The following is a 12,283-nucleotide window of genomic DNA, read 5'->3' on the forward strand; positions in this document are numbered from 1 at the left end:
GCCCCCGCCGCCGGGTCGAAGCAGCCCGCCGCTCCGATCGACGAGGAGCCCCCGCCGTACGAGGAGGACGCCCCGTACGACGCGTACGAGGAGGCCACCGGCGCGTGGTGTGTCACCAGTCCTGGCCGGGCTCCAGCTCGGAGCGCTCGTCGTCAGCATGGACCGAGCTCACGGACGCGATGTCCTCGTAGTTCCACTCGGCCATGCTCGAGATGAACCTTCGAAGTTGGTCCTCCACCACTTCCTGGCGAAGGCTGAGAAAGTCGTCCCGGTCATCGGCGGACAGCTTCTGACTCGCCTCGCGGGAGATGCAGTGCGATTCCAGCACCGCATCCCAGGTGTCCTCGTCCATGTTCAGCGGCCTGATGCCGAGCAGGCCAGGCACTTCACTGACGGGTTCGTCCCGGCTCGGCAGGATCAGTCGGTTGGCCGCCCAAAGCTGCTGCCTCGGCGACGGCACCTTCGTGAAGAACCTGCGCACCGCGACGGCCGCGGTCACCTGCTCGGCCAGGATGTCGCTGAGCTCCTCGGCCGAATACTCAAGTCCGGTGATCGGCGACCGGGGTCGCAGGGCCCACCAGGAGCAGAGGATGATCCTTCCGGTGGCCTCGTTGGTCCGGAACCGCTTGGCGTCCGGGATCGAGGATTGAGCTGTCTCCATCGACGCCAGGAGCCTCGCCACGGACCCGTCCTCGTCCTTTGGGTGGATCCGCGTGGCCAACGACCGGGCCATCTGCGTAAAGCTCCCCTTGAAGACCGCAGGCCCTGCCACAACGACCCGCCAGTACAGACGGCGGAGGAGCTTGCGGTTGCGCTTCTCGGGGTTCGGGAAGTGCGCAAAGAACCGCGCGAACACCACCAGGGGCGCCCGATAGGCGAGGAGCGAGAGATGCGGGACCCCGACTTCCTTCTGGAAGAAGGTGATGGCCCGGATGAGCGCCAGCTCCCCTTCGGCGTAGGCCGTCTCCTGATCCTCCCCCGGAAACTCCGGATCGGTACGTCGCCGGCTGTCGTCGAACTCCGTCCGCGGTTCGCGGGTGATGTCCGGACCGCGCCTGGCGAGGATGGAATGCAGCACCGTGTCGTTGTCGATGGTGCCGAACCCAGTACGGGCCGCCACCCGATCAGCGATCTTGCTGATGGACAGTCGACTGCTGGCGCCCTTTTCGGGACCCGCGAACAGGGCGGAGAAGATCTCCGCCCTACTGAGTCGCTTGCCGAAATTGTTCATCCGGTCGAAGATGTCAGTCAGGATCGCTTCGTCGTGCTGCTTGACAAGATAGGCCGGCACCTTGTATTGACGCAGCCGCTTCGCGACACTCCGGGCCTCGTTGAAGTATTCGGAGGCACCCTTCCCCGCCCCGGCGAACCAGCCCAGAAGTTCTTCCAGGTCAAATAGTGTGGGCAAGGGAATGTGATGTGGCTCCGCAACCTTGGGAGTGGGAATGAATTCCCGCTTTTCCAAGTCGTAGTAGACGTCGAAGGGCTCCCGTCGATTACCAAGCGAGTGCAGCGCATTCGCCAGACTCGTGACCCGCTGCTGCCCGTCAACCACCCACAACGCCTGATCCGTCTCCGGCGCCTCGACAGTCAGCGCGCCCAGGCGGACGAGGTCCGAGGGAGAGTGGCGCACCCAGAGCAGGAGGCTCCCGATGGGATATCCGCGAACGATGCTGTCGAAGAGCCTGATGACATCCCTGGACGTCCATCGGTAATCGCGCTGGAAATGCGGGACACGAATCCGGCCGGACCACGCCTCGGCGATCAAGTCTTCCAGATCATACGTAGCCGCACTTGGCTGCGTATCAAGCCCCGGTGTGCTCATTGACCCTCCCCTAATGTAATCATCGTCACGATCCCACCCCGCCAAGGATTTGGCAAACACATTGCCCGCCGCTCCCGAATGTGCTAATGACAGGAAGAATCCCGCCCGAGGTGAACGGAACGCCGGTCCGGCGACGGCGTTCGTCATGCGGGAGGATGCTGTCAGGGCAATCCTCACGACAGGGAGCGAACGGATGACGTACCACGGAGCGGTCAAGGTCGGCGGGGCGCCGGACGTGCGGGAGCTGGCCCACCTGATCATCACCAAGGTGGCCGTCGGCCCGTACGACAACAACGCCTACCTGCTGCGCTGCCGGGCCACCGACGAACAGCTGCTGATCGACGCGGCCGCGGACGCCCCGGTGCTGCTGGAGACGGTGGGCGAGGAGCTGGGCACCGTGGTCACCACCCACCGGCACCACGACCACTGGGGGGCGCTGGCCGAGGTGGTCGCCACCACCGGCGCCCGCACCGCGGCCGGCGAGCACGACGCCGAGGGCATCGACGTCCCCACCGAGCTGCTGCTCGCGGACGGCGACACGCTGCGGGTCGGCGAGGTCGCACTGACCGTCCGCCATCTGGTCGGGCACACCCCGGGCGCCATCGTGCTGGTCTACGACGACCCCCAGGGCCACCCGCACGTCTTCACCGGCGACTGCCTCTTCCCGGGCGGCGTGGGCAACACCTGGGGCGACCCGGAGGCCTTCCGGACCCTCTACCGGGACGTCACCGAGAAGATCTTCGACGCCCTGCCCGACGAGGCCTGGGTCTACCCCGGCCACGGCAACGACACCACCCTCGGCGCCGAGCGCCCGCACCTCGACGAGTGGCGCGAGCGCGGCTGGTAGCCCTCCGCGCCGGACGGCGGGGCCCCCGCGACCGGAAGCGGTCGCGGGGGCCCCTGTGCGCCCTCGGCGGGTCAGGCGTCGAGCTTCTCCTGCTCGTCCCGGTCCGCCTTCTTCGCGGCCCGCAGGCTGGTGAAGGTCGTGATCGCCAGCACGACCACGATGAAGCCCAGCGAGAACGGGATGCCGATCTCCGGGGCCCACGTCGCGCCGGCCTCGTGGGCGGCGTGCAGCACCAGCTTCACGCCGATGAAACCGAGGATCACCGACAGGCCGTACGACAGGTGGACCAGCTTCTTCAGCAGGCCGCCGATCAGGAAGTACAGCTGGCGCAGCCCCATCAGGGCGAAGGCGTTGGCGGTGAAGACGATGTACGGGTCCTGGGTCAGGCCGAAGATGGCCGGGATCGAGTCCAGGGCGAACAGCACGTCGGTGGTGCCGATCGCCAGCATGACGATCAGCATCGGGGTGATCAGCCGGCGGCCGTGCTCCCGGACGATCAGCCTGGTGCCGCGGTAGTCCTCGGTGGCCGGGAAGCGGCGGGTGATCGACTTGAGGACGCGGTTCTCCTCGAACTCCTCGTCCTCCTCCTCGGCGCGGGCCTCCTTGATCAGCTTCCAGGCCGTCCAGATCAGGAAGCCGCCGAAGATGAAGAACACCCAGGAGAACTCGGAGACCAGCGCGGCGCCGCCGGCGATGAACACCGCCCGGAGCACCAGTGCGATGATCACGCCGAACATCAGCACGCGTTGCTGGTAGATCCTGGGCACCGCGAACTTGCCCATGATCAGGATGAACACGAAGAGGTTGTCGACACTGAGCGACTTCTCGGTGATGTAGCCGGCGAAGAACTCGCCCGCCGGCTGCCCGCCGGAGTGCCACCAGAGGAAGCCACCGAAGAGCACCGCCAGGGCGACCCAGACGGCCGTCCAGATCCCGGCCTCCTTGATCGAGACCTCGTGCGGCTTGCGCCCTCCGATGAAGAAGTCGGCCACGACCAGTGCGATCAGCACCAGGATCGTGGAGACCCACATGGTTACGGAAACGTCCACTACTGCTCCTCCGGCAGGTAGGCGAGACAGTCATCGTCACTGCCGGAGGTCTCTTCCGCCCGTCGGGCCAGCGCCCCGGGATGCCGCGACGGGCATCCGTGATGACGGGGTCGGCTGTCGAGGAATACTCCCCTCCGCTGCCAACGAGGGTAACAGGACACCCAAGGAAAGGTAAAGAAGGTAAAGAACGCGGAGGCGACTCACCCCGCCGCGGGGGTTCTCCGGCGGCTGCCGGACCGCGCGGCCGCGGCGGTGGCTACAGGTACGGCTCGATCGCCGGCAGCAGATCCTGGAAGGTGCGCCCCTTGGCCGGGGCGCCGATCGCCTGCATCTCCCAGCCGCCGTCGCCGTCCCGGACCACCTTGGCCATGATCTGCCCGGTGTGCGGCCCGCCGCCCGCCAGCTCGTAACGGGCCAGCTCCAGCCCGGTGGCCTCGTCCACCAGCCGGCAGTGCGCCCGCTGCACCTCGGCGAAGGTCTGCCCGGTGTACGAGCTCACCGTGAACACCACCTGGGTGATGTTCACGGGCACGTGCACCAGGTCGACCAGGATCGCCTCGTCGTCCTCGGCGCCCGAGCCGCCCTCCAGGTTGTCGCCGGTGTGCCGGACGGAACCGTCGTTGCTCTCCAGGTGCGAGAAGAACACCACGTCGGACGGGGTCTTCTCGGCGTACAGCAGCGCCGAGGCGTCCAGGTCGATCTTCCGGGTGCGGCTGCCGAACAGCCCGCGCTTGGGCGCGGCCTGCCAGCCCAGGCCCATCCGGACCACCGTCAGGGCACCGCCCTGACCCTTCTGGAGGCTGACCCTCTGCCCCTTGGCCAGGTTCACCGACACGACGTTGCCCTCTCTGCCGGCCGCCCGGTCGCGCCCGCGCGGCTCCACGGTGGAACACCCCGTCGCCGTCCCCCGGCTGAGGCCCCCTCTGCGTACGGCCCGCCACCCCGTCCCGAGGGCACGATGCCGCAGGCCAGCCTAGGGCCTGCGGCACCCCGGGCTCCCCCGGGTTTCCCCGTTTGTGGCAAGGCTGAGACACCGGTGGGCTTGACCGGTGTCATTCCGGCCAAGCCCGGGCGGGGCGCCCCCAGGACACGCCCTACGCCACACCGGCCTCGCGCATCTGCCGCAGCTCCTTCTTCAGCTCCTTGACCTCGTCGCGCAGCCGGGCCGCGACCTCGAACTGGAGGTCCGCGGCGGCCGTGTGCATCCGGTCGGTCATCTCCTGGATCAGGTCCGCCAGTTCGGCGGCCGGCAGGGACTTGGCCGGCTTGCGGTCCGCGCCCAGCGCCGGCACCGGCGCCTTGCCCTTGCCCTGGTTCCGGTAGCCGGAGGAGAGCAGCTCGTCGGTGTCCACGTCCTCGCGGGCGAGGGTGTCCAGGATGTCGCCGATCTTCTTGCGCAGCGGCTGCGGGTCGATCCCGTGCTCCTTGTTGTAGGCCTGCTGCACGGCCCGGCGGCGGTTGGTCTCGTCGATGGCCTTCTCCATCGCGGGGGTGATCCTGTCCGCGTACATGTGGACCTGGCCGGAGACGTTGCGGGCGGCGCGGCCGATGGTCTGGATCAGCGAGGTGCCGGAGCGCAGGAAGCCCTCCTTGTCCGCGTCCAGGATCGCCACCAGCGACACCTCGGGCAGGTCCAGGCCCTCGCGCAGCAGGTTGATGCCGACCAGCACGTCGTACCGGCCCGCCCGCAGCTCGCGCAGCAGCTCCACCCGGCGCAGGGTGTCCACGTCGCTGTGCAGGTACCGGACCCGGATGTCCAGGCCGAGCATGTAGTCGGTGAGGTCCTCGGCCATCTTCTTGGTCAGCGTGGTGACCAGGACGCGCTCGTCCCGCTCGACCCGCGTGCGGACCTCATGCACCAGGTCGTCGATCTGGCCCTCGGTCGGCTTGACGATCACCTCGGGGTCGATCAGGCCGGTCGGGCGGATGATCTGCTCGACCTGGCCGTCGCCGCGCGACAGCTCGTACGGGCCGGGCGTCGCCGAGAGGTAGACGGTCTGGCCGATCCGCTCCAGGAACTCCTCCCACTTCAGCGGGCGGTTGTCCATCGCGGAGGGCAGCCGGAAGCCGTGCTCGACCAGGGTGCGCTTGCGGGAGGCGTCGCCCTCGTACATCGCGCCGATCTGCGGGACGGTGACGTGCGACTCGTCGATGACCAGGAGGAAGTCCTCCGGGAAGTAGTCGAGCAGGGTGTTCGGCGGGGAGCCGGGCTCGCGGCCGTCGAAGTGCATCGAGTAGTTCTCGACGCCCGAGCAGGTGCCGATCTGGCGCAGCATCTCGATGTCGTAGGTGGTGCGCATCCGCAGCCGCTGGGCCTCCAGCAGCTTGCCCTGCTTCTCCAGCCGGGCGAGCGTCCCCTCCAGCTCCTTCTCGATGCCGGTGATCGCCCGCTCCATGCGCTCGGGGCCGGCGACGTAGTGCGAGGCGGGGAAGACGTAGACCGAGTCGTCCTGGCTGATGATCTCGCCGGTGAGCGGGTGCAGGGTGTACAGCGCCTCGATCTCGTCGCCGAACATCTCGATCCGGACGGCGAGCTCCTCGTAGACCGGGAAGATCTCGATGGTGTCGCCGCGGACCCGGAAGGTGCCGCGGGTGAAGGCCACGTCGTTGCGGGCGTACTGGATGTCGACGAAGCGGCGCAGCAGGTCGTCCCGGTCGATCTCCTGGCCGACCTTGAGCCGCACCATCCGGTCCACGTACTCCTGCGGCGTGCCGAGGCCGTAGATGCAGGAGACCGAGGCGACCACGACCACGTCCCGGCGGGTCAGCAGCGAGTTGGTCGCCGAGTGGCGCAGCCGCTCGACCTCCTCGTTGATCGAGGAGTCCTTCTCGATGTAGGTGTCCGTCTGCGGGACGTACGCCTCGGGCTGGTAGTAGTCGTAGTACGAGACGAAGTACTCGACCGCGTTGTTCGGGAGCAGCTCGCGGAACTCGTTGGCGAGCTGCGCGGCCAGCGTCTTGTTCGGCGCCATCACCAGGGTGGGCCGCTGCAGCTTCTCGATCATCCAGGCCGTGGTGGCCGACTTGCCGGTGCCGGTGGCACCGAGCAGCACGACGTCCTTCTCCCCTCCCCTGATCCGCCGTTCCAGCTCGGCGATCGCCGCCGGCTGGTCACCGTTCGGCTGGAAGGGGCTGACGACCTCGAAGGGCGCCACGGACCGCTCAATACTCGTGATGGGACGCACCACTCAACGGTACGACCCCCCACTGACAAGCGAGGCCGGTTCGATCAGGCCGCGTGGGCCTCGAAGCTCATGGCCGGCTCCCGGGCGGGGTCGATCCGCACCACGGAGTCGAAGGCGGCGGCGAGTCGCTCGATCAGCGGAAGGGTCGGATCGACCCCGCTCTCCTCGATGCCCTCGACGGTCTCCTCGTCCAGCCCGGCCCGCTCGGCGAGCTCGGCGAGTGTCCACCCGAGCGCGGAGCGTCGGGCGTACACGGCCTCGGCCAGCGCCATCCGCCGCCCGGCCGCGCGGTACTCCTCGCTCTCCCGGTGCTCCGTCGGCACGGTCCAACGGGTGTGGTAGCCGCTGCTCATCGCCGCTCCTCCCGGTCGTAGATCTCGTGGTCGGCGGCGGGCCCGTGCTCCGCCTCGCAGACCTTCTGCGCGCGGCGCGCCCGTTCGACCTGATCGGTCTCGCGGTTCCTAGTCTTGCGGAAGACCGTCAGCAGCACAGCCCTCCGCCCCGGCGCGAGCCAGTACGTGATGCGCATGGACCCGATCCGCAGCTCGCGCAGCGGGCCGCCCAGGTGGCTCGCCAACGGGAACGACAGCGCCTCACCGTCCTCGGCGAGACGGTCGGCGGCGCGTTCGGCCGCCCGGTACTCGGCGGTCGGGCAGTTCTGAAGCCACACCCGCACCTCGGGCTCGATCTCGATCTCGTAGCCCGCCCCGGACTCGTCACCGGTCACGCCTCTCCCCCTCGCTCGGCAGTGGGAACAACTGCCGAGCGAGGGGAGGGTCACGGGTCAGGCCTTGGCGCTGTCCCGGGCGAGGGCGACCAGGCGGGAGATCGCGCGCAGGTACTTCTTGCGGTAGCCGCCGCGCAGCATCTCCTCGGGGAAGACCTGGTCGAAGGGCAGGCCGGAGGCGGTGATCGGCAGCTCGCGGTCGTACATCCGGTCGGCCAGCACGACCAGGCGCAGCGCGGTCGACTGGTCGTCGACCTGCTTGACGCCGCGCAGGCAGACCGCGGTGACGTCGTCCAGCAGCGCGCCGTAGCGGCTGGGGTGGACGGCGGAGAGGTGGGCGAGCAGGCCGTCGAAGTCGTCCAGCGAGGCGCCGGGGGTGCGGGCCGCGGCGGCCGCGACGGCCTCGTCGGTGTACGGCGGCGGGGCGTCCGGCAGGCCGCGGTGGCGGTAGTCCTGGCCGTCGATCCGCATCGGGCGGAAGTGCGCGGACAGGCCCTGGATCTCGCGCAGGAAGTCGGCGGCGGCGAAGCGGCCCTCGCCGAGCTTCTCCGGCAGGGTGTTCGAGGTGGCGCACAGCTTGACGCCGTTGTCGACCAGCCGGCCGAGCAGGGTGGAGACCAGCACGGTGTCGCCCGGGTCGTCCAGCTCGAACTCGTCGATGCAGAGCAGGGTGTGCCCGGAGAGGGTCCGCACGGCCTGCTGGAAGCCGAGCGCGCCGACCAGGTTGGTCAGCTCCACGAAGGTGCCGAAGGCCTTGGGGCCGGGGGCGGCGTGCCAGAGCGAGGCGAGCAGGTGGGTCTTGCCGACGCCGTAGCCGCCGTCGAGGTAGACCCCGGCCGGGCCGGTGGGCGCGGGGGCCGAGCGGCGGAACCAGCTGCGCTTGGGCGCCGAACCGTTTCCTCCACCGAGCGTGGCCGCGAACTGCTCCAGGACCTGGACGGCCTCGTACTGGCTCGGCTGGGTCGGGTCCGGGATGTACGTCCCGAAGCTCACGTCGGCGAACCGGGGCGGCGGGACCATCTCGGCGACCAGCCGCTCGGCGGGCACGACGGGGCGGCGGTCGGTGAGCGCGATCGGGGAGCCGGACGCGGGTGCGGCGGCTATCGGCTCGGGCGCGGTGGCGGAGTGGGAGGCTGCGGGCACATCAGTAGAGGGTACGCCTGCCGGGTGGGCCGTCCGAACGACGCACGGCTGCGGGCGGCGCACGGCTGAGGGCAGTGCACGGCCGGGGCGGCGCACGGCTGGGGACGGCTGGGGACGGCCCGCCGCCCGCGGACCCGGACGGCCCACGCCGGGCGGTGGAAGACTGGGGACATGCAACAGTTGATCAGTCCGCTGAGCGGGCGGCTCACCGATCCGGCCGCACTGGAATCGCTCGCCGCCGTCTACGCGTACCCCGAACAGGTGAATCAGGGACGCCCCTGGCTGCGCGCCAACATGGTGTCCGGCCTGGACGGCGGGGCCAGGCTCGACGGGCTCTCCGAGGGCCTCTCCGGCGATGCCGACAAGCGGATCTTCGGTGTGCTGCGGGCGCTGTCGGACGTGGTACTGGTGGGCGCGGAGACCGTCCGCGCCGAGGGCTACCGGCCGGCCCGGGCCCGCAAGGAGTTCGCGGCGGCCCGCACGGCGGCCGGGCAGGCGCCGGCCCCGGTGATCGCCGTGGTGAGCCGTTCGCTGCAGTTGGACCTGACCGCGCCGCTGTTCACCGAACCGCTGGTCAGGACGGTGGTGATCACCACCGAGGACGCCGCCGAGGAGCGCCGCCGGGCGGTCGCCGAGGTGGCCGACCTGGTGCTCGCCGGCACCGGCTCGGTGGACCTGCGGATGGCCGTGGCGGCCCTGGCCGAGCGGGGCTGGACCCGGCTGCTGACCGAGGGCGGCCCGCGCCTGCTGGGGCAGCTCGCGGCGGCCGGGCTGCTGGACGAGCTGTGCCTGTCGCTGGCCCCGCTGCTCACCGGCGGCGACGCGCCGCGCATCCTCCACGACGCGCGAATGCCGGACGTCCAGCGGATGCGGCTGGTCTCATTGATCGAGCAGAAAGGATTCCTCTTCACCCGCTACCTGCGTCACCCCGGTTCGGATGACCCCGTGACCCCCCGATCGTGATCCCGTTATGCGATGCCGGGGCCCGGGGGCCGGCCACTGGAAGGGACTCACGTGTTCAAGACGGTACTGATGATCGAAAAGGCTCTCTCCGACGCGGACGTGGAACTCGTCACCACGCTCCACGGCGAGGAGAAGGTGTCCTTCGTCGTCCTGATGCAGCCGCGCGGCAAGCAGGACGAACTGCTGCGGGCACTCGACGACGTCGCCCTCGGCCACCTCGACAAGGTGGTCCACGAGCACGACGAGTCCGAGAGCGGGCCGACCGTGGCCACCGAGTCGCTGGAGCACAGCCTGCGCCACCTGCGCTCGGCCGGGGCCGAGGCGGTGGGCGAACTCGTCGAGGACAAGCCGCTGGAGCGGCTGCGCGCCGTCGTCGAGGAGCAGCGGGCGGACGAGGTGGTGGTGCTCACCTCACCGCACTTCGTGGAGGAGTTCTTCCACCGCGACTGGGCCTCCCAGGCCCGGCACAAGGTGGGGGTCCCGGTGCTCAGGCTCTTCGCCAGCGACTCCTGACCTCACCCGGTGGTGGTGCAGAATCGTCCTTGCGGTCCGCCCGCGAGGACGATTCCGTCTTCCGTCCCGTCCGCCCGCCCTGTCTGCCCCCGCCCGTACGGAGCCACGCCTTGAACGACGCCGCGCACGACCTGCACGCCCCGCACTTCATCGGCATCGGCGGCGCCGGGATGTCCGGCCTGGCGAAGATCCTCGCCGTCCGCGGGGCCAGCGTCTCGGGCAGCGACTCCAAGGAGTCCGAGACCGTCCTCGCGCTGCGCGCCCTCGGCGCCACCGTGCACGTCGGCCACGCCGCCGAGCACGTGCCGGACGGCACCAGCAGCGTGGTCGTCTCCAGCGCGATCCGCGCCGACAACCCGGAGCTGGTCGCCGCCAACGAGCGCGGCATCCCGGTGGTGCACCGCTCCGACGCGCTGGCCGCGCTGATGGGCGGCCGCCGGGCACTGGCGGTGGCCGGCACCCACGGCAAGACCACCACCACCAGCATGCTCGCCGTCGCCCTCGGCGAGCTCGGCCTGGACCCGTCCTACGCGATCGGCGGCGACCTCGACGCACCCGGCTCCAACGCCCACCACGGCACCGGCGAGATCTTCGTCGCCGAGGCGGACGAGAGCGACCGCAGCTTCCACAAGTACGCGCCCGAGGTGGCGATCGTGCTCAACGTGGAGCTCGACCACCACGCCAACTACGCCTCGATCGACGAGATCTACGAGTCCTTCGAGACCTTCGTGGGCCGGATCGTGCCCGGCGGCACCCTGGTCGTCTCCGCCGACCACGACGGCGCCCGCGAGCTCACCTCCCGGGTGGCCGGCCGCGAGGGCCTGAACGTGGTGACGGTCGGCTCCGCCGAGGACGCCGACCTGCGGGTGCTCTCGGTGGTCGCCCGCGGCATGACCAGCGAGGTCACCGTGCTGATCGACGGCGCCGAGCTGGCCTTCACCGTGTCGGTGCCCGGCCGCCACTACGCCCACAACGCGGTCGCCGCGCTGGCCGCCGGTGTCGCGCTGGGCGTCCCGGCCGCCGACCTCGCCAAGGCGCTCGGCGCCTACACCGGCGTGCGCCGCCGCCTCCAGCTCAAGGGCGAGGCCGCCGGCGTCCAGGTGATCGACTCCTACGCCCACCACCCCACCGAGATGACCGCCGACCTGGAGGCGATCCGCGAGGGCCTGACCGGCGAGGGCCGGGTGCTGGTCGTGTTCCAGCCCCACCTGTTCAGCCGCACCCAGCAGCTCTCCGAGGAGATGGGCCGGGCCCTGGCCCTGGCCGACGCCTCGGTGGTGCTGGACATCTACCCGGCCCGCGAGGACCCGATCCCCGGCGTGACCAGCGAGCTGATCATCGACGCGGCCCAGCGGGCCGGCGCCGAGGTCACCGCCGAGCACTCCTTCGCCGCCGCCCCCGCCCTGCTGGCCGGCCTGGCCCGCCCGGGCGACCTGCTGCTCACCATGGGCGCCGGGGACGTCACCAACCTGGGGCCGGAAATCCTCCGGCACCTCGCGAACGTTGCTTCCAACGTCTGACCCACGTCCGTCCGACGTCCGTCCGACGTCCGTCCACCGCGACCGGGAGCCGTGAGATGAGCTACGAGATCGAGAAGTCCGAGGCCGAGTGGCGCGCCCAGCTCAGCCCCGAGGAGTACCACGTGCTCCGCGAGGCGGGCACCGAGCGCCCGTTCACCGGCGAGTACACCGACACCAAGACGGTCGGCGTCTACAGCTGCCGGGCCTGCGGGTCCGAACTGTTCAGCTCGGAGACCAAGTTCGACAGCCACTGCGGCTGGCCGTCCTACTACGCGCCGCTGGCCGGGGACCGCGTCCAGTACATCGAGGACGACTCCCTCGGCATGCGCCGGGTCGAGGTGCGCTGCGCGAAGTGCGGCGGACACCTCGGCCACGTCTTCGAGGGCGAGGGCTACGGCACGCCGACGGACCAGCGGTACTGCATCAACAGCGTCTCCCTGACGCTGAAGCCGGCCGAGTAGGCCCGGCGGACGGCGCGGAGGCCCGGACACGGTCGGTGTCCGGGCCTCCG

The 12,283-nt window shown here is 70.2% G+C and carries 12 protein-coding genes; 5 read left to right on the forward strand and 7 right to left on the reverse strand.

Annotation, left to right across the window (positions count from 1 at the left end):
- Positions 1–112: 112 nt before the first annotated feature.
- On the reverse strand, positions 113–1,825 hold the full coding sequence (locus ACWD4P_RS19325) for a DUF262 domain-containing protein (RefSeq protein WP_449780371.1): 1,713 nt from the start codon (positions 1,823–1,825) through the stop codon (positions 113–115).
- Positions 1,826–2,018: 193 nt separating this feature from the next.
- Between ACWD4P_RS19325 and ACWD4P_RS19330 the strand changes: the two genes are divergently transcribed.
- On the forward strand, positions 2,019–2,672 hold the full coding sequence (locus ACWD4P_RS19330; RefSeq protein ID WP_449780372.1) for an MBL fold metallo-hydrolase: 654 nt from the start codon (positions 2,019–2,021) through the stop codon (positions 2,670–2,672).
- Between the two features lie 71 nt (positions 2,673–2,743).
- On the opposite strand, the gene ACWD4P_RS19335 is transcribed toward ACWD4P_RS19330, so the two are convergent.
- From ACWD4P_RS19335 to zapE, 6 genes are all read right to left on the reverse strand, one after another.
- Positions 2,744–3,721 carry a TerC family protein gene (locus tag ACWD4P_RS19335; RefSeq protein WP_449780373.1) on the reverse strand — a complete coding sequence of 326 codons (978 nt, stop codon included), beginning with the start codon at positions 3,719–3,721 and terminating at the stop codon, positions 2,744–2,746.
- A gap of 256 nt (positions 3,722–3,977) precedes the next feature.
- The gene (locus ACWD4P_RS19340) at positions 3,978–4,556 is read right to left on the reverse strand and encodes a TerD family protein (RefSeq protein ID WP_359817166.1); all 579 of its coding nucleotides are present in this window, start codon (positions 4,554–4,556) and stop codon (positions 3,978–3,980) included.
- Positions 4,557–4,815: 259 nt separating this feature from the next.
- On the reverse strand, positions 4,816–6,906 hold the full coding sequence (gene uvrB / locus ACWD4P_RS19345) for an excinuclease ABC subunit UvrB (RefSeq protein ID WP_359817164.1): 2,091 nt from the start codon (positions 6,904–6,906) through the stop codon (positions 4,816–4,818).
- Positions 6,907–6,950: 44 nt separating this feature from the next.
- Positions 6,951–7,259 carry a helix-turn-helix domain-containing protein gene (locus tag ACWD4P_RS19350; protein ID WP_449780374.1) on the reverse strand — a complete coding sequence of 103 codons (309 nt, stop codon included), beginning with the start codon at positions 7,257–7,259 and terminating at the stop codon, positions 6,951–6,953.
- Complete coding sequence (locus ACWD4P_RS19355; RefSeq protein WP_449780375.1) at positions 7,256–7,633, reverse strand: type II toxin-antitoxin system RelE/ParE family toxin; 378 nt, start codon at positions 7,631–7,633, stop codon at positions 7,256–7,258. The genes ACWD4P_RS19350 and ACWD4P_RS19355 overlap by 4 nt, the downstream gene beginning before the upstream one ends.
- A gap of 57 nt (positions 7,634–7,690) precedes the next feature.
- Complete coding sequence (gene zapE, locus ACWD4P_RS19360) at positions 7,691–8,737, reverse strand: cell division protein ZapE (RefSeq protein ID WP_359817253.1); 1,047 nt, start codon at positions 8,735–8,737, stop codon at positions 7,691–7,693.
- A gap of 210 nt (positions 8,738–8,947) precedes the next feature.
- Between zapE and ACWD4P_RS19365 the strand changes: the two genes are divergently transcribed.
- The 4 genes from ACWD4P_RS19365 to msrB all read left to right on the forward strand — a co-directional run bounded on the left by ACWD4P_RS19365 (position 8,948) and on the right by msrB (position 12,233).
- The gene (locus ACWD4P_RS19365; protein ID WP_359817158.1) at positions 8,948–9,739 is read left to right on the forward strand and encodes a pyrimidine reductase family protein; all 792 of its coding nucleotides are present in this window, start codon (positions 8,948–8,950) and stop codon (positions 9,737–9,739) included.
- A 51-nt stretch (positions 9,740–9,790) separates the two neighbouring features.
- A complete protein-coding gene (locus tag ACWD4P_RS19370) occupies positions 9,791–10,252 on the forward strand; it encodes an indole-3-glycerol phosphate synthase (protein ID WP_359817157.1) in 462 nt (153 codons plus the stop codon).
- A gap of 131 nt (positions 10,253–10,383) precedes the next feature.
- Entirely contained in the window at positions 10,384–11,772 is a 1,389-nt protein-coding gene (murC, locus tag ACWD4P_RS19375) for a UDP-N-acetylmuramate--L-alanine ligase (RefSeq protein WP_359817251.1), read from the forward strand.
- A gap of 56 nt (positions 11,773–11,828) precedes the next feature.
- Positions 11,829–12,233, forward strand: a complete 405-nt coding sequence (gene msrB / locus ACWD4P_RS19380; RefSeq protein WP_359817155.1) for a peptide-methionine (R)-S-oxide reductase MsrB — start codon at positions 11,829–11,831, stop codon at positions 12,231–12,233.
- Positions 12,234–12,283: the final 50 nt, after the last annotated feature.

It is taken from the genome of Kitasatospora sp. NPDC002543 (assembly GCF_053594915.1).

Bases quoted from the DNA above. Each gene is read 5' to 3' on its own strand.
- ACWD4P_RS19325 (WP_449780371.1), bottom strand. From the start codon at position 1,825: ATGAGCACACCGGGGCTTGATACGCAGCCAAGTGCGGCTACGTATGAT.
- ACWD4P_RS19330 (WP_449780372.1), top strand. From the start codon at position 2,019: ATGACGTACCACGGAGCGGTCAAGGTCGGCGGGGCGCCGGACGTGCGG.
- ACWD4P_RS19350 (WP_449780374.1), bottom strand. From the start codon at position 7,259: ATGAGCAGCGGCTACCACACCCGTTGGACCGTGCCGACGGAGCACCGG.
- ACWD4P_RS19365 (WP_359817158.1), top strand. From the start codon at position 8,948: ATGCAACAGTTGATCAGTCCGCTGAGCGGGCGGCTCACCGATCCGGCC.
- msrB (WP_359817155.1), top strand. From the start codon at position 11,829: ATGAGCTACGAGATCGAGAAGTCCGAGGCCGAGTGGCGCGCCCAGCTC.